Source organism: Mariniflexile sp. HNIBRBA6329, assembly GCF_043558645.1.
Classification (GTDB): Bacteria; Bacteroidota; Bacteroidia; order Flavobacteriales; family Flavobacteriaceae; genus Mariniflexile.
In genome coordinates, this window is sequence record NZ_JBIFXS010000016.1 from 24,814 (window position 1) to 41,972 (window position 17,159).

General features: G+C 33.8%; 14 protein-coding genes and 2 pseudogenes. 4 read left to right on the top strand and 12 right to left on the bottom strand.

All coding sequences use genetic code 11. The annotated features are described in order from the left end of the window. Positions 1–4: 4 nt before the first annotated feature. On the bottom strand, positions 5–2,923 hold the full coding sequence (locus ACGK9U_RS14250; RefSeq protein ID WP_394467103.1) for a glycoside hydrolase family 2 TIM barrel-domain containing protein: 2,919 nt from the start codon (positions 2,921–2,923) through the stop codon (positions 5–7). Between the two features lie 465 nt (positions 2,924–3,388). Between ACGK9U_RS14250 and ACGK9U_RS14255 the strand changes: the two genes are divergently transcribed. Further along, a complete protein-coding gene (locus ACGK9U_RS14255; RefSeq protein WP_394467104.1) occupies positions 3,389–4,534 on the top strand; it encodes a DNA-binding transcriptional regulator in 1,146 nt (381 codons plus the stop codon). Between the two features lie 20 nt (positions 4,535–4,554). Here ACGK9U_RS14255 and ACGK9U_RS14260 read toward each other — a convergent pair whose 3' ends face one another. From ACGK9U_RS14260 to ACGK9U_RS14285, 6 genes are all read right to left on the bottom strand, one after another. Then, a complete protein-coding gene (locus tag ACGK9U_RS14260; protein WP_394467106.1) occupies positions 4,555–5,739 on the bottom strand; it encodes a UxaA family hydrolase in 1,185 nt (394 codons plus the stop codon). Positions 5,740–5,755: 16 nt separating this feature from the next. Further along, positions 5,756–6,025: a UxaA family hydrolase gene (locus ACGK9U_RS14265; protein WP_394467108.1), complete on the bottom strand. Its 270-nt coding sequence runs from the start codon at positions 6,023–6,025 to the stop codon at positions 5,756–5,758. Positions 6,026–6,027: 2 nt separating this feature from the next. Continuing rightward, the gene (locus ACGK9U_RS14270; protein WP_394467110.1) at positions 6,028–7,326 is read right to left on the bottom strand and encodes an MFS transporter; all 1,299 of its coding nucleotides are present in this window, start codon (positions 7,324–7,326) and stop codon (positions 6,028–6,030) included. A 25-nt stretch (positions 7,327–7,351) separates the two neighbouring features. Then, positions 7,352–8,107, bottom strand: coding sequence for an SDR family NAD(P)-dependent oxidoreductase (locus tag ACGK9U_RS14275; protein WP_394467112.1), 756 nt, complete (start codon positions 8,105–8,107; stop codon positions 7,352–7,354). Positions 8,108–8,121: 14 nt separating this feature from the next. Beyond that, positions 8,122–8,814: an RraA family protein gene (locus tag ACGK9U_RS14280; RefSeq protein ID WP_394467114.1), complete on the bottom strand. Its 693-nt coding sequence runs from the start codon at positions 8,812–8,814 to the stop codon at positions 8,122–8,124. 382 nt (positions 8,815–9,196) lie between these two features. Beyond that, positions 9,197–10,393 (bottom strand): DUF4861 family protein, encoded by a 1,197-nt coding sequence (locus tag ACGK9U_RS14285; protein WP_394467116.1) that lies wholly within the window; start codon positions 10,391–10,393, stop codon positions 9,197–9,199. 643 nt (positions 10,394–11,036) lie between these two features. Here ACGK9U_RS14285 and ACGK9U_RS14290 point away from each other — a divergent pair. Together ACGK9U_RS14290 and ACGK9U_RS14295 are read left to right on the top strand one after the other, a co-directional pair. Continuing rightward, positions 11,037–11,726 carry a hypothetical protein gene (locus ACGK9U_RS14290; protein ID WP_394467118.1) on the top strand — a complete coding sequence of 230 codons (690 nt, stop codon included), beginning with the start codon at positions 11,037–11,039 and terminating at the stop codon, positions 11,724–11,726. A 15-nt stretch (positions 11,727–11,741) separates the two neighbouring features. Next, positions 11,742–11,915 (top strand): annotated as a pseudogene (locus ACGK9U_RS14295) (helix-turn-helix domain-containing protein); the annotation flags it as partial. 77 nt (positions 11,916–11,992) lie between these two features. Here ACGK9U_RS14295 and ACGK9U_RS14300 read toward each other — a convergent pair. The 4 genes from ACGK9U_RS14300 to ACGK9U_RS14315 form a co-directional block, all read right to left on the bottom strand. Next, the gene (locus ACGK9U_RS14300; RefSeq protein ID WP_394467120.1) at positions 11,993–12,145 is read right to left on the bottom strand and encodes a hypothetical protein; all 153 of its coding nucleotides are present in this window, start codon (positions 12,143–12,145) and stop codon (positions 11,993–11,995) included. 165 nt (positions 12,146–12,310) lie between these two features. After that, a complete protein-coding gene (locus tag ACGK9U_RS14305) occupies positions 12,311–12,445 on the bottom strand; it encodes an SDR family NAD(P)-dependent oxidoreductase (RefSeq protein ID WP_394467139.1) in 135 nt (44 codons plus the stop codon). 352 nt (positions 12,446–12,797) lie between these two features. Continuing rightward, entirely contained in the window at positions 12,798–13,637 is an 840-nt protein-coding gene (gene kduI, locus ACGK9U_RS14310; RefSeq protein ID WP_394467122.1) for a 5-dehydro-4-deoxy-D-glucuronate isomerase, read from the bottom strand. 11 nt (positions 13,638–13,648) lie between these two features. Beyond that, positions 13,649–14,800, bottom strand: coding sequence for a glycoside hydrolase family 88 protein (locus ACGK9U_RS14315; RefSeq protein ID WP_394467124.1), 1,152 nt, complete (start codon positions 14,798–14,800; stop codon positions 13,649–13,651). 267 nt (positions 14,801–15,067) lie between these two features. Here ACGK9U_RS14315 and ACGK9U_RS14320 point away from each other — a divergent pair. Beyond that, positions 15,068–15,243: pseudogene (locus ACGK9U_RS14320) on the top strand (IS3 family transposase); the annotation flags it as partial. A 429-nt stretch (positions 15,244–15,672) separates the two neighbouring features. Here ACGK9U_RS14320 and ACGK9U_RS14325 read toward each other — a convergent pair. Then, a complete protein-coding gene (locus tag ACGK9U_RS14325) occupies positions 15,673–17,154 on the bottom strand; it encodes a RagB/SusD family nutrient uptake outer membrane protein (RefSeq protein WP_394467126.1) in 1,482 nt (493 codons plus the stop codon). Positions 17,155–17,159: the final 5 nt, after the last annotated feature.

Here is a 17,159-nt window from a genome sequence, read left to right on the forward strand (position 1 = left end):
CCTTTTATTTTAACTCATAAACAATATATTCAACAACATAGTTTCCTGTTCTTTTAGATGAAAATCTAAATGGTTTTAATTTATTTATGCTTCTTCCCTGCTCTAATGATATATTAGAAAATTTCTTAGTTTCTACAATTTTTCCATTTGGGGTTTTTAGTTGAACTGTTAAATTTACTTTTCTAGCTTCTCCAATATTCATGATTACCGGAGTTATCATATCATTGGGCCCATAAACAACATCCACATTGTCACTTCCGGCCACAATATCCTGAAATCCCATATTATGTGAGTGATAAGCTAACTTTGCGAACCCTAAATAATCAATTAATGGTTTTTGATACGTAGCGGTATTTGGTCCTCCACGTAGATTGCACCAGCTAATGCCGTCATAATCCATCAGTCTGTTTTTCTTAAGTGTTTCATAGGCAATAAGTGCTTGCCAAGCCTGACTTGCTTCCCACTCATTAAATTCTAAACGCCTACCTATACTTCCAATATCATAATCCCATTCGTATGAAGGAACATGATACCACGGTTTTCCCTTTGAAAGACTCCAATTGGGTTGTCCTATAGATTCATCTTGTTCAAAGTTAAAATACGCCCTATCCCTACTATTGAGAAAGCTGGTTTGAAATTCGTTGGTTTCATAATAAAGTGGTCGTTCGTCTTTTTCCAAGAAAGGCCATTTACGTAATGTGGTCCATTCAGCGCCATAACCACCAATATAGTCCATGCTACCCCTTGTTATAAGTGGAGCGGTCCAAATTGGATCAGGGGTTAAAATATTACCGGAATTATCCTTGGTTCCCTCATCATTTGGAATATCGTACATGATTCTCATATCAGCACTAGGAGAGATAAGCCGGGAGGAATCTATAGCTACGATGGGTTCGTATATTTTTTTATAGGTAGTTGTAATTCCCTCCCAACCATACCAAGAATAGGGGTGGTTTGCCGATTGCCAAATAATTATAGACGGATGATTTCTTACAACTTTGGCATCTGCTTGAAAACGTTCAAAATCAATGTTAAACACATTTCCTTGTCTGATCCATGCAGAAGTTTGCCAGATGAGCATCAACCCCAGTTGATCTGCCAATTCTGCAATACGCGGATCATTTATCCCTCCGGTTTTCGAATCATGAACACTCATACGAATACCGTTGCCATTCATGTTCTTCACCATCATCATTTCTTGGACAAGGTACTCTAAAGGAGGACATTTGTCCCACTGGGCAATTTTTTCAAGAGGCGCTCTATTCCCAAATAACAATGGTGCTTTTAAAAATTCTGGCTTGTTATTTATTTGAAAGGTTCCGCCTTGTTGTGATATAGTTCTTATTCCCGTAGTTACAACATAATCGTCTATTACCTCTCCCTTTTCGTTTAACAACTCGGTTTTCACAAGATATAACTGTGGATCATCAGCGGTCCATAGCTTTGCATTTTCAATAATTAACTTAGTTATATTAAGTTTATCAATAGGTATGGCATTTAGCGATATTTCTTTAAAAGCAACTACATTTCCTTCATTTGGGAACCATGGAGCCATGCTTATACGTAATTTCCCTTTAAATCTATCTTCATTTAAATTACGATAGGTAACTTTTATTATTTGTTCTGCTTGGGTATCAGATATAGAATCTGTATAGGTAAACACATCTTTTATATATGCATTTTTTAACAAGTCTAGGTGAATTCTTCCCGCAAACCAACCAGTATGTACATCTGTAGAGGTATGTGTCATAATCTGGTCTGGAGCAACCTGGTAAGCATCTACTTTTATGGCAATTAAATTATTACCAGACCTTAAATATTTACTAATATCAATATTTACAGGACCAGCATCATGGATGACCTCTACGGTCACTCCATTAACATAAACAATTCCTGAAGGTGTTAAAGATTCTATATAAAGATTTGCCGTCTTATACTCCTTGATATTTTTAATATTGATGGTTTTTCGGAGGTAAAGATCTTCTCCCTTATAACGTTCCCCTCCATGGACTACTGGAAGCTTATTACTCTGCCAATCTGAGTCATCATAAGCCAAACTATTCCAGTCTCCAATAGCTTTAGATACAGAAAAATCTTCATCTATAAACGTATTGATTTCAAATGGATAATGAGCATCCGCATCTAATTTTTTATAACCTATACCAAGAATATTATCTATTTTTAAACCTTTTTGCCCCTTAATAACCAGAGTAGAAAAAGCATTTTGTGTACTGTCTGAAAAAGCTGTATAATCTGCAATTAACCGATCTTCTATGTAAAGATTATAGCGATGGGTCGTGAAATCCAAATCGATTTTAACAGGAATCAATCCTGAAGCATTGCTTTTAGGTGTAAAATAAACTTTCTTTCCATTAACAACATAATAGTATTTCCCTGAAGTATCTTTCCCTATTTCGGCACAATTATCTAATGAAAGACTAAAGCTTTTAGACTGAAACAAGTCAATATCAACTTCAAATCTACAACGCCAATTTTGAGTATCAACAGCCCTTGTCAACTCACCTTCCTTAACAAAAACGAGTTCAGAATTTTCAATTTGGATATCTTCCGTAGATTTCCATTTGTTGAGCTCCTCTGCTTCTTTAATTTCTTTATTAGCTTTATAACCTTTATATAGCCATTCATCAGTTAACAATCTATTTCTAACTTTTGAAACAGGGCGTGGTTTTAGGTTTTTTAATAACTTTTGGGCATTTTCAAGAGGATAAACTTCCTTATTGAGCTTTTTATCATCCCAAAATAGTTTGCCATAGTTTGCATAATCATTTAAAAAAGCAACCCTTTCTTTGGTAGTAAAAGTTTCTGTTTTTCCTTTAAAATCTGTTTCCCCATCGGTCGCCAAGGATTTTGAAAACGCTCTCATTTCAAATGATTTTGAAATCATCTGGGCAGGCATCTCCATGCACGTGAAAGTTAAAACCCCACTTGCAATAAAGCTAACAACCCTCTTCTTAGTTACAATTTTATTCACAGAATCTTTATTATTTTTTAATTATTAACTGAATGTTTGGTTTAAGCTACCGTTCTTTTATCTGGGAGACCTAAAAAACAAAAAAAAAATCACTTTGTTCCAATCTACCATATATATAGTAATTAACCTACTTCTTCAATAACACGTTACCATTTAATCAGACATTTAATGATAGAAAAGCAAAATTAAGATACTAATGCCAGCCCGTATAGCCAATTTTTGTAGTTTTATAGCCATATTGCGCACAATTTATGGCCGGCCTTATTTATGAACCCTAAACATACTAGGGCTTTAATTAAAATTTTATATGAAGTAAGAGTTCATAAACATTTAAAACTAATCCTTATATTTATTGCAAATTAGATTTTTCGAGATTAACAAGATAAACCTAAAAAAATGAAAAAAGTTTTTGTTCAACTTGAATCAGGGCGTGGTTATGGGCGTGACTTATTAAAGGGTATTCATGAATATAATAATCAGTTTTCTAATTGGGAAATTATTTTTGAACCTGCATATTACCTAAAAGATTCAAAATCAAGCGATTTAAGTAAGTTAATAACCCTTATAAAACCTGACGGCTGTATTCTAGAAAATATTATCAATATGCCAACTGTTGCTAAACACAGAATCCCATTTGTTCAAGCATGCGGTTTTCAACATATTGACAACAAACCATATCTAATGGGCAATTATGACGCTGATAGTAAACTAGCTGTTAATTATTTTATATCACTAGGATTAAGAAAGCTTGCATTTTTTGGTGAAAAAGATTTAGAGTGGTCCAACAAGAGGAATACTAGCTTTAAAAATCATGCCAATTTAATGGGCATAGATGTTTTTGATTATTCGGCTAAAGTTAAATCAAGAAAAGGATTAAGACATAATTTTGAGGAAATAACCGCTTGGTTAAAATCTTTACCTAAACCTATAGGTATCTTATGTTGTAATGATGACTTTGCCAGAATATTAATTAATGCTTGTTCTATTGGTGGTTTAAAAATACCTTATGAAATAGCAATTTTAGGTATTGATAATGATGAATTACTATGCAATTTAACGCATCCAAAACTGTCTAGTATAGCTCGAAACCATATCAAAGCTGCTTTTAATGCCTGTAAAATTTTAGACAGAATGATGAACAATGAAATTATTGAAGATTATAACATTCCAACAGAACCCCTTGATGTAGTTGAACGCACCTCTACAGACACTATAGCTTGTAAAGATGAAGAAGTCATAAAAGCACTCCATTATATTAGAAATAACACTCATTTAAATATAACCGTGACGGATGTGGTTAAAGTAACTAATATTAGTCGCAGAAGTTTACACTCTAGATTTAAAGAAGTGACAAAAACCACCATTCATGATGAAATACAATTATACAAACTTAAAAAATTTAAAGACCTACTCCGAAATCAAAATTTATCAATTAAAGAAATTGCCTATAGCCTTGGCTTTGACGATGCAACACATATAAGTAGATGGTTTTCAGCTATTGAGGGAGTCCCTCCAATGAAGTGGAGACATGAAAACATTTGAGAAAAAAATTATAAATACTATTATATTTCGCAATTTTTCTTGCCATACTCAAAATATTTATAACCCAGACTAAACTCTTGATGCCCTAATATTTCAGATTTTGTTTTTTCACCTGCAATTACGTCTTTAATAAGTATGTAAATTTCATCTCCAAGTTCGTCTAATGAAGCTCCTTCTGTAATTATCTTTCCTGAATTGATATCCATATCACCTGAAAGGTTTTGATACGTTTTAGGATTTCCACAAACTTTAATGACTGGAGATATAGCTGAACCAACAACAGAACCACGCCCTGTTGAAAACAGAATAATATGGCAGCCACTGGCAATCATTTCTACAATTTCAGTATTGTCGTTAATATTTGGAAATCCCCATAAAGCATCACCATCGGGAATCACATCCATAAAATACAAACCAGATTCTGTAGGTATTTCTCCAGGACGAATCAAAGCCTTTATAGGCAAACTACCACTTTTTGAATAGGAGCCTAACGATTTTTCTTCAATAGTTGTTAATCCACCAACAGCATTACCTGCAGAAAAACTATCGTGCCCCATCTTTTTATAATAATTATCGGCTTTTTTGATACAAGCTACTAACTCTTTACCCACTTCCTCATTGGCTGCTCTTTCTGCCATCAAATGTTCGCATCCCATCAGTTCACCAGGCTCTTCAAACATACAAATAGCACCTTCAGCAACCAATTTATCAAAAGCTTTCCCTATAGAAGGGTTTGCTGTAAATCCACTAGTGGCATCAGAGCCACCGCAAATGGTTCCAACCATGAGATCGGTAAGTTTAAAATCTATTTTTTCTACCTTTTTCAATTCTGAAAAAAAGTTACTTATAATCTCTTTCCCTTTTTGCACTGAGGTAAGCGTGCCTCCACACTCTTGTATCACTAATTTTTCAACGGGTCTACCACTTTCTGAAATATGCTTGGACAATCTATGTCTATTAAAATTTTCACAACCTAAAGACACCAACAAAACTGCGCCAACATTCGGGTGTGTACAAAGATTTTGCATCATTTTATGAGCATAATCATTAGGCGCACAACCACTAAAACCAATTAAATGAACTTCCTGACCTGAAAATTCTGCAACAATTTGGCGAGCCACATGATGAGCACATTCAACCAAATAAGCCACAACTATAACATTGCGAATCCCTTTTCTTCCGTCTTTTCTTAAATACCCCTTCATTTTGTGGATTTAAAAGTTATTGATTAATTAAATAATCTGTTTCCAAATTATGGCTATGCACATGTTCACCTGGAACTATATTTTGTGTGGCGCTTCCTATTGAAAGACCATATTTTAATATTTTATTTTTTTTTGAAATAGGTTTTATTGCTATTTTATGACCAAAATCTATAGACTCCTTTAATGGTATCTCTTCTCCGTTCACGTTAATAATATCACCTGTCTCAAACTTTTTTAAGGCAATTACAATATTATCATTGATATGCAATTGAACAAATTTTTCCATTTTTATTGATCAATAGGTTTTATTTGAGGAATCATTAATTTTAATATTAACCAAGCCAACAAATACATAGTACTCGCTATAATAAAAATAAGGGTATAACTTCCGCTAATATTTAAAATAAGTCCAACAAACGATGCTGCTAACGCTCCTCCTATTGCACCAGAAAATCCAGAAAGCCCTACCATAGTGGCCACAGCCTTTTTAGGATAAACATCAGACACAATAGTAAAAATATTAGATGCCCACCCTTGATGAGCCGCCGTTGCGAAACCAATTATTATAACCACAACCCAAAGATTATCGAACTGCGTTGCAAAAATTAAAGGTAATACTAGCATCGCACAAACTAAGATGGCTGTTTTTCTTGCAAAATCAATAGTTTTACCAATTTTTATAAGTCTAGAAGATAGCGCACCGCCAAAAACACCGCCAAAACTTGCCATTGAATAAATTATAATAAGTGGTACGATAGACGCTTTAAGATCTATATTCTGTGTTTTGTTTAAAAAATCGGGCGCCCAAAAAAGAAAAAACCACCAAACCCAATCTGTGAAAAAACGTGATAAACAAATAGCATAGGTTTGTCTGTATTTAAATAAAGCTCCCCAAGTTATTCCCTTATCATTTATAGTTTCTGCAACAGTATCATTGTCTGATAAAATATATTCCAACTCTTTAGCTGATACGCGTTTATGCTTTTCAGGAACTCTATAAATTAAAACCCAAAAAATAATCCAAATAAAACCTAATAGTCCTGTGATTATAAAAGCCCATTTCCAATTTAATGTAAGGGTTATACCCCCTACAATTATAGGTGCAAGAATGGCACCAACGGTAGCCCCTGAATTAAATATACCTGTAGCAAGAGCTCTATCTTTTTTAGGAAACCATTCTGCTACAGATTTTACCGCAGCAGGAAAATTTGCTGCTTCACCAATGCCTAAAACAGCCCTTACAATACCAAAACCCATAACAGAATGTACAAAAGCGTGTAATATGGCTCCTATACTCCATATTATAATAGCTAAAGTATATCCCAATCGAGACCCTAGCTTATCCAATAAGCTTCCGCTTATTAAAAGCCCAATGGCATAGGCAATTTGAAAGGCTGTAACGATGTAACCATAATCGGCTTCAGTCCAATGTAAATCTTTCTCTATAAAGGGTTTTAATAGGCCTATTACTTGCCTGTCTATATAATTAATAGTTGTTGCAAAAAATAGTAAAGCCACTATAGTCCATCTTATTTTGGAATCTTTAGTGTTTGGATTAGTAAATGTGGTGGTGGTGTTAGTTGGCATTTTTTTTTTATTGTTTGGTTAATTTTTAAAAACCTCCTGCAGCTCCTCCATCAACAGGTAGAAAAACGCCGTTAATATATTTACCAGCATCCGATGCTAAATAAAGCGCCGCATAACCAATATCTTCTGGTTCTCCAAAATTACCGGATGGTATTCTGCCTAAAATTTTAGTTTTTCTTGGCAAATCATGATCTATAGCTTTATGAAGCATTGGAGATTCTATCCACCCTGGGGCTATGGTGTTGATTCTAACATTATCAATAGCAAGTTCAGAAACCATACTTCTCATTAAACCTACAATAGCCGTTTTTGCAGTAGAATAGGCAACAACTTGTTTCATTCCCATTACCGCAGTCATCGAACTTATGAGGATAATAGAACCTTGCTTCCTTTTTACCATGCTTTTCGCAAACTCTCTAGTAAGTGCAAAAACACTCATTAGATGCACATTTAAGACGCCTAAAAACTCACTATCAGTGGTGTCAACTGCATTTTTTTTTAAATGAGTTCCAGCGCAATTTATTAATATGTCTATATGCCCCCAATTAGTTTCTGTTTCTGCTACTAAATTTGGGATTTTATCTAAATCGGTAACATCAAATGGTTTGTAACTACAATTATTGCCTAATGATTTTTTAGCTTCAATCAATTTATCTTCACTTCTGCCTATTAACAAAACTTGAGCTCCAGCTTCTATAAATGTTTTGGCAATGCCAAGTCCTATACCACTTCCACCGCCTGTTATGACCGCTTTTTTTCCTTCTAAACTAAATGCTTTCATTTTATTTTTATTTTTTACATGATACCAAACTTCTCAAAAGCCTCAACGGTACTCATACCCTCTTGAAGGGCTTTTAAAACTAATTTTTCTCCTCTAGCTTTTTCTAAAGCCTTTTCAAAAACTTCATCTTGAATATCTTGTGGAACGATAACCACGCCATCTAAATCGCCGTAAATAATATCTCCTGGATTGATTCTAACATTCCCAATTTCTATAGGCACTCTATAATCAATCACTTTTCCTCTTGGCCCCTGATCTTGCGCGTAAGTCCCCATACTGAATACTGGAAAACCTAACCTTAAAACTTCATTGGTGTCTCTTGAATAACCATCTACAACTGCTCCAGAAGCCTTTAATTTCATGGCTCTTGTACTCATTAAACCTCCCCAAAGCGCATAGCGCAAAGAAGATCCAGTACAGATGTACACTTCATCTTCCTCTAAACTATCTAGTGCTTCGAACATGATACCAAAAGGTTTATTGATATAACTATTATGCGATTTTTCTAATTGCTCTCCAAAAACATCAGCTTCCACGACAGGCATTGCTTTACCAAAAACAATTGATTTTGAATCAACTGGTTTCAATTGTGCGGGCAAAAACTGATGTAAATACCCCATTTTATCCATTACATCTCCTACTAAGGCAGTAAAAAGCTCTGAATGAGCCAAATCTTTTAGTTCTTTAAAACTATTGTAATACTTCATTTTATTTTCATTTATCTTTTTAAGAAATTTTCAATTCAATATAAAAAAAAATTCCACTTTTAAGCAAAGCAATGTTTTTCCAAAAATAGTTAGACAAAACATTTATTGTCAGCCTATTTCAGCTTATTAATAGCCATTTCATGCAAAATAGAGTTTGAGATAATAGAGTAAATCGAATTTTGAATAGCTATATAAAGAAGTGATTAATTAGCAAAACCTATATAAACACTTATGAATTAGTTAAATAGAATAAAAAAGAAGTCAAATATCCAATTTTCAGGGTTATACTAATTCAATCTATATTGGAACATCAATAGAACTCATTGTAGCGTTATAATTAGTTTATTTCAATTTCTAAAAAATTCTTTATCTGCAACATTGTCTATAGTTTTTCGATTTTTATTGATAATTGAGTCTTGTTTAGTCTAGATTGTTTTTCTACAAATTCATTCCATTCACCTAGTGAAGAAAAATTACCAGCCTTATTCCATCCAAAGCCAGACCAATAGGAAAATGAATTATTTTTAAGTCCAAAATTTATCCAGTTATTATCCTTGTCATTATTTATGGCTATCTCGATAGGTGACAAAGTACTAGTATCAAGGATTACAGCTGTTCCCAAAAAACTATCATCTAATGATTCCCAATAGGTGAAATAATCCTTATTCGTATTAAAATTTACCATACCATTGCTGTTGTGATGCGTAATTCCCACAGCAGCTTTTTTTAACACTTCCTTACATGCGTATTTAACATCGCAACGATAAAAATTAGCCCCTAAATCTATCGTAAACCTTTTTATCTCAGTTACTTTTAAATCATCTACCTTATAAGCAGGATACTCAAGTTCGAAGATTGAACGAATTGGTCCATTGGCAATAATCTTCCAATGTGCGTAGTTTTCACTTAAAACATATCCTTCATCACTTATTAGGGCGGTGCCTCCACACCCCCTTGTTGTTCCAACATGATAATTGTCCAAACCTTCGCCATCATCATTATGATACGAACCTCCATTAAGTTCCTTTTTGTACCATTTGTCAATAATCAAATAATCAACACGTTTAAGCCAACAGTCTATTCCACTTGAAATCAATCCACCGGGAGTGCCTTCTTGAAACATTTCCTGACATCTTGGTCCATAGGTACGAAAAGCAACCTTATCGTTTTCCCATGCAAAATCGTCTATACGTTCGGGTACAGAGCGACAGAATGTTTTTAGGCTATTTTCAATAACCATGTCCTTGGAAGTATCAATTACCAAAGTAAATATTTTAGTTTCATTCCCCTTAAAATCGGCTTGAAACAAGAGACACCCAACAATTGAATCAAGGTTGGAATCGATAAATTGAGTAAAGATTATATTACCTCGCTCATCTTTTACCAAAAGATCGGATACAGTATTACCAGTAAAATTCGATAGTTCGTTCCATTTTACTTCTACAGTTTCTGATTTTCTTGACAATCCACTGGGGTTTGTAACACTAATCCTATATCCAATTAATTCATCATTACATGAAAAAAGAGTAATGTTAACAACTAACAACAATAAGACTCTAGATAGTAATTTTTTAAACATGGTTCTGATTTTCAGTACTACTTTTTCCTACTAGTGTTAAGAGCAATCTGTCCTCCTAGCAGTAGATAAACTTCCGATTCTACCTCCACAAATGCACCGATTCCGTAGACTTCTGTCACGTCAGTGAAGGAATCACCAGGTGCGACCCCCACAGGCTGAACATAGCCTAACAATCTCATGCTCCTACTACCGTCTGCACGTAGACACTTCTTGATAGCTGTCGTCATTTCCATTAAGTTTTCATAAATTATTCTTGCTTTGCAAGTCTTCCTATTTTTAATCATTAGATCTGCTTTAACAATTACTGAATGCGTTCATTGCGCTATTTTTGGGTATTTTATAAAATATAGTCTCAATTAGGGCTTTCCGAATTAGTATCGTAAATCCTCAACGACATGCCCTCTGTTCCTGTGTAAACAGGTTAGTATATTCGGTATAATTTAATTGAGCATGAACACTTAAATGGCTAGTAAAATATAAAATCACTAACTTATGTAATGCAGTCATATCTTCTTTTTTTAGTTAAATTAATATTACAAAGTAAGAGAAAAAAAGTGCTAAATTAATATGATATTTTCCAATAATATATTAATTTTTGCAAATTGAACATTAAAAATCCGAATACTGATAACTTTAAGATATTATGTCTAAACCTAAATTTTTATCATCGGGGTATTGTCCGGGAACAGCAGTCGCTATTCAATATTTTGAGGATGCGCATTTTCCCAACCCTTTACATTACCATAAAGAACTGGAATTAGCCTATATAATTTCGGGTTATGGAACACGTATTATAGGAAGTAGTATAGAACCCTACAAGAAAGGGGATTTAGTTCTTGTTGGAGAAGAACTGGCCCACGTATGGAAATCCAATGATGCCTTTTATGAACCAGATACGTCCCTTTTAACCAAGGCTTATGTTGTAAAGTTTCATTCTGATTTTGCTGGAAAAGATTTTTTTAATCTTCAGGAATCACACCCAATTACAAAGGTGATGAAAGATGCAAATGGGGGAATAAAAATTAGGGGGAAATCAAAAAGTGTAATTTTAACAATTTTAAGAGAGATGCTCAACCAATCGCCCCTAGAACAAATACTTTCTCTATTACAAATATTAAACCTCATTTCAAAATCGGAAACTACATCCATATTATCTCATTTCGATTTGCACCGGTCATCTAACCCCAAAGAGAAAGATAGAATGAACAAAATTATTCAATATACTATGCTAAATTTTAAACGCAATATAACTCTGGAAGAAATAGCAAACATTTCCAACTTATCGAGAAGTGCTTTTTGCCGTTATTTTAAAAATACTGTAAAAAAGAGTTAAACCGCTTTTGTTTATGACATTCGAATTGAATATGCATGTAAACTGCTTTTGGAAGAGGATATGGGGATTATGCAAATTTGTTATGAATCTGGATTTAATAATCCCTCGGCATTTTCACAGATTTTTAAGAGCCTAACTGGAGTATCTCCAAGCCAATATCGAAAAGCTATAAAAATAAATAAAATTTAATAGTAAACGTTGCTTTTATCTGGCATCTTTTTTTTCTATATTTAAGGATAAAAGATATAATGTCTTTTAAACTAAAATTAATTATTCTCGCCAGCCATGTATCCAAAATTAGCTATAATTCCAACATCAACAAATAACACTTGCCCTTTGATATAATTCCCTGTATCCAAGCCAAAAAATAGCAGTCCACAAAGGTCTTCCACTTCAACGTGCGTGCTGCTGGTATGCACATTATTACTAGTTTATTAAACGGATGAATTTCATTTTCAAAGTCAGAGGTTTTGGGTTTTTATTATATGTCGATCCAATTGCATTTAACTGAATATTATGTTTCCTCCACTCTACTCACATGTTTTTGGTAAGCATCATTAATCCACCTTTTGCAGCAGCTTATACTAAAACTGTATTACTCCTGCCATACTAAACATCAAAGAACAAATATTGATGATTTTCCCACCCCAATTTTTAATCATGTCTGGCACAACAAATTTTGTAACAACCAAAGGCGAAACTAAGTTAATATCCAGTATTTATTTGAAATCCTTAGTTCCTATCTCCAAAATTGGAATATGCTTAATAATTCCTGCATTATTTACAAGAATATTAATATCTTCAATATCCAATCTTGTTAAACTTTCATTATCCACTGCCAACTGATTTTTCATCATTCACATCAAAAGCAACGGTATAGATAGCGATACCATTCTCTTCAAAAATGTCTTTGCCTTTGCTAAGTTACATTCCGATAAATCATTAATAACAATTTTGGCTCCTGCTTGTCTCATGCAATCGCTAATTCGCGTCCAATTCCAGAAGATTCTCCCATTATAAGCGCTACTTTTCCATTTAACTGGAAGCGCTCTAATATATTTTGTGTTATTTTTATTTTAATTCTGTGACTTTGACACCATCCATATCCATAAAATCTAGATTTTCGCCTGCCATACCCCAAACAAAACTATAGTTTGAAGTACCAACTCCTGAGTGTATTGACCAATTGGGAGAAATTACAGCTTGATTATTTGACATCCAAATATGTCTGGTTTCTTGTGAAGTTCCCATAAAATGACAAATTCTTTGATTAGTATCTAGGTCGGTGTAAAAATAAACCTCCATTCTACGATTGTGAGTATGAGGAGGCATCGTATTCCAAACATTGCCAGATTTTAAGGAAGTAATTCCCATTTGTAACTGGCAGGTTTCTGTTGTAGCTTTTACAATATACTGCGAAATCTCTCTTTTATTTGCCTCTTCTTCCTTGCCAAGATCCATTGTAATTGCTTTACTCTTAGAAATTTTTTTCGTTGGAAATGCACAATGCGCCGTCGCAGAATTGATAAAGAACATAGCAGGAAATTGTTTTTCTTTACTTTTTAAAACAATGGTTTTCACAGTTTGTCCTATATAAATGGCATCCCTATGTTTTAAGGTATGCTCCTTACCATCCACAACAACAGTTCCTTCACCTCCAATATTTATTATTCCCACCTCGCGACGGTCACAGAAATGCTTTGCTTTCAAAGGGTCAATAGCCTCCAGCGAGAGTTCTTTATTTATAGGCATGGCTCCACCTATTATAAAGCGGTCCAAACCAGTGTAAGTAAGGTTAATCTTTTCAGCTTCAAAAATATCTTCAATTAGAAATTCATTTCGCAATTTTTCTGTATCATAATTCTTTACATCATCGGGATGAGAGGGATATCTTTCCTGGTATTTAATCATAACATCTTACTTTATTCGTTCTTAAGGTTCATTTTATAAATTTCACTGGCGGCTAGAAGAAAAGTTCCCGTCACATATTCATGCGAATCATCTGCTGACAAATTTATTGGCCTGTCTCCCACCAGTTGTCCCCATTGTACTTTTCCTTCGGCACTAACTGCGTCGCAAACCGATTTCCAGCCTTTACGGATAACAGGTGTGAATTCATCTTTATCAAGAAGTCCGTTGTTTACTCCATAAGCTAAACCGTATAAAAAGAAGCTTGTTCCACTTGTTTCTTTAAGATGAACATCATCTGGATCTGCAAGGTTAGGATACCAGAATCCTTCTTCCGATTGGCACTCTTTTAACGCTTGTGCCATTCTCTGAAGTAACTGTTCGTATCTTTTGTAACTGGCATGTTCTTTTGGAAGGTATTCTAATATGCGAGCAATACCTGCTATAGCCCATCCATTTCCTCTTGACCAAATTACTTTTTTGCCAGAAGCAGTTAACTGCATATTTCCTTCCCTGTGTGGGTCATTTTTGCGTTGCTCAACATTTTCTGGAAAATATCGTTTGTCACGATAAAACAAATTTTCTTCTGTATCGTATAGCTTTCCATATACATCCCAAACATAAGTTTCCATCCATTGCAGGTATTTTTCATCTTTGGTGACTTTATATAACATGGCCAAAGCTGGAGGACCCGTAAATAAACCGTCAACAAAACGTCTCCCTCCTTCCCAATACCATTCTCGCGGATTTGAAATTGGATTCTTTATTTCAGGGTTTTCAAGATGTGAAATGATATTTTTTATCTTGTATTTTTTCTTACTCACCATATAACTTTCAATCATGATTTGCCCACACGTTAACAGGTTACCGCCACTACCTCCATTATCGGGTGGTATAGCTGGAAGTGTCCATTTTAATGATTCACAAAGGTCATTACACTGATTCAAATATGCTTCATCTTCAGTAGCTAAATAGCAAGCCATAACTCCTATATAATAGGTACCACGTATCCAATTGTCATCATATTCACTCCATGGATTAGCTAATTGATAAGCATTAGTTTTGTCCATGAACTCTTTAATGTTCCTTTTCTCAAAATAATTTTGACAATAAAATGTCGGTCCAAATAAAATTCCTAAGCAGAACTGCAATATGACTTTCTTCATTTTTTTATTGATTAAGTGTTGTTTTATTAATTATATAACTTTTTTAAAATAAATCTATATTAAAAAGAAGGAGAGATTTCTCCTTAATTGTTTGCTCCAACTTGTGTGTTTGTTTTTCTTTTCGAAAAATTAATTGATAAATAATTTTGCAATGATTAATTTCATCTACAAATTTAAAGTCTAATCAAATCAAAAAATGTATATATATTGAGCTATTCTATATCAATATTTGCTAAGTTTATTTAATTATAGTAAGAAAAGTTTAAAGAAAATACTGTAGTAGAATCCTTTTTTAAATCCTTAAATTAAAGGAGCTCTATAGACATAAACACAAGCTATGATTTGAAATTGAATTATCAATTTTTCAGTGGATAGAGGACTTGTTCAATAACAAAAGAAGATATTATTATTTTGGAAACAAAACAATCAAAGAATTTGGATAAGATATGTATAACGTCAAACTAGCTGCTTAATAATTCAACTAATTGCACATTTTTTTGTTACAAGCCCACAGATGTGTTCAAAAACTTAAGGAAAACAACCATACACTGCAAGAAATGACACATCACAATTAATATTTACCCGTTCAACTATACAAGTTTTCAACATATCTCTTTTTGTCTGAAAGGCTTTTTGCATAAAATCTATGATATAAACACATTAGAATACATTTTACTCCTATTTATTATACAAAAAATGTGGAAAAGAAAACTTATTTCGAAAAGTATTTAAGGGAAGTAAACTTCCCTTAAATACCAATTCAAACTACTAAACTAAACTAAACTAAACTAAACTAACTCACTGTTAATTAATAAATTCAATATTTTAATACAATGAAGTAAACTTATTTGATTTCTACTATTTGTATATTTCTAATTATTACCTTCATTTGGAGCAACTCCATAGTCTAAAGCAAATTGAGGTATTGGGTAATATGAAGATGAACCTGGATTCTTACCTGGAATTCCTTCCAAAGCTTGAGGCCATTTGTTATGCCTTCTTAAATCTTGTAATCTAAATCCCTCAAAATACAATTCCCAAGCTCTTTCTCTTAAAATGGCATCATTAAATGCAGCCATAGAAGAAGTATCATCACTTGTTAGCCCTCCTGAAGGATTTGATCTTCTATGTACTTCATTTACCAAATCAATGGCCTCTTGAGTAGGACCATTATTATTTTCGTTTATTGCTTCGGCTAACATTAACATTACATCTGCATATCTTGCAAGTACATAATCATTACCCTGATAAGCATTTGAGCCTTCTGCAGGATATTTTTCAATTACAACACCAGCCATATTGCTACGATTCCTAGATCCATAAGAACTTACTAAAAGCGCCCTTCTATCATCGGTTGGGTCAAATGAATCATAAAATTCCCAAGTAGCCATATAAGGTGCACTTGGCCCAAACCATCCTGGTTTTCTAGGAAAATCATTAGGAAACGAATACCAACTATAAGGATTAAAACTACCGTCAGCTGCTCTACCTTGAGAAGTTGGATCACAAGAGACAGCAAAAATTGTTTCTGTATTCCTTTCTGTTGCTTCTCTAAACAGGCTAGCGTAATCATCTACTAAAAGATACCCTAAGCTCTTAATCTCCCTTCCAACGGCTTCTGCTTGTTGGAAATTTCTATCATTTAAATATAATCTCATCAAAACCACTAAAGCAGCCCCCTTATTAAATCGACCATATACTGGTGGAGTTTGAGGTAAATTATCTGCTGCATAACGCAAGTCAGCCGCAACATTTGCAACATACTCATCATTACTAGGCTTTGTTACATCTGCTTCAGCTTCAGGATTACCAATTAGTTCTGGATCCAAAAGCACTGGAACTGGTCCATACATCTGTAACATTATATACATAGTCCAGCCTCTAGCCATCCTAGCTTCGGCTATTAATTGTCTTTTAGAATTCTCATCTGTAAATACAGTAGCTTCTTCTAAAGTTTTGATTATTCCAGTCGCTCTAGTGACAAATCTTGTTTTTTCAAAATGAGAATATGATCTACTATGAGCTACTATAGGACTAAAATCACCTATGCTTTTAGATCTTCTAAAATCATTACCTTCACCACCAACCCATGGAATCATCAAATCAGTTGGTAAATCAAATAATTGCATAGTACCCTCAACAGGGCCAAAGAAACTATATCTAAATGAACCATCAGTATAGCCCCAACTTAATTTAAATGGTTGATACAAATCTAAAGTCAATAATTCATACTCGCTTTCAGTTGACGGAAAAGTCAATGGGTTTAAGGTGCCAAAAAGCTGTGGTTCTAATCCATCATCACATGATGACACTGCTAGAACAAATACTGTTAATAATAAAAATATTCTTTTCATTGTTT

Bases quoted from the DNA above. Each gene is read 5' to 3' on its own strand.
- ACGK9U_RS14285 (WP_394467116.1), bottom strand. From the start codon at position 10,393: ATGTTTAAAAAATTACTATCTAGAGTCTTATTGTTGTTAGTTGTTAAC.
- ACGK9U_RS14315 (WP_394467124.1), bottom strand. From the start codon at position 14,800: ATGAAGAAAGTCATATTGCAGTTCTGCTTAGGAATTTTATTTGGACCG.
- ACGK9U_RS14275 (WP_394467112.1), bottom strand. From the start codon at position 8,107: ATGAAAGCATTTAGTTTAGAAGGAAAAAAAGCGGTCATAACAGGCGGT.
- ACGK9U_RS14325 (WP_394467126.1), bottom strand. From the start codon at position 17,154: ATGAAAAGAATATTTTTATTATTAACAGTATTTGTTCTAGCAGTGTCA.
- kduI (WP_394467122.1), bottom strand. From the start codon at position 13,637: ATGATTAAATACCAGGAAAGATATCCCTCTCATCCCGATGATGTAAAG.
- ACGK9U_RS14250 (WP_394467103.1), bottom strand. From the start codon at position 2,923: ATGGAGATGCCTGCCCAGATGATTTCAAAATCATTTGAAATGAGAGCG.
- ACGK9U_RS14280 (WP_394467114.1), bottom strand. From the start codon at position 8,814: ATGAAGTATTACAATAGTTTTAAAGAACTAAAAGATTTGGCTCATTCA.
- ACGK9U_RS14265 (WP_394467108.1), bottom strand. From the start codon at position 6,025: ATGGAAAAATTTGTTCAATTGCATATCAATGATAATATTGTAATTGCC.
- ACGK9U_RS14270 (WP_394467110.1), bottom strand. From the start codon at position 7,326: ATGCCAACTAACACCACCACCACATTTACTAATCCAAACACTAAAGAT.
- ACGK9U_RS14260 (WP_394467106.1), bottom strand. From the start codon at position 5,739: ATGAAGGGGTATTTAAGAAAAGACGGAAGAAAAGGGATTCGCAATGTT.
- ACGK9U_RS14290 (WP_394467118.1), top strand. From the start codon at position 11,037: ATGTCTAAACCTAAATTTTTATCATCGGGGTATTGTCCGGGAACAGCA.
- ACGK9U_RS14255 (WP_394467104.1), top strand. From the start codon at position 3,389: ATGAAAAAAGTTTTTGTTCAACTTGAATCAGGGCGTGGTTATGGGCGT.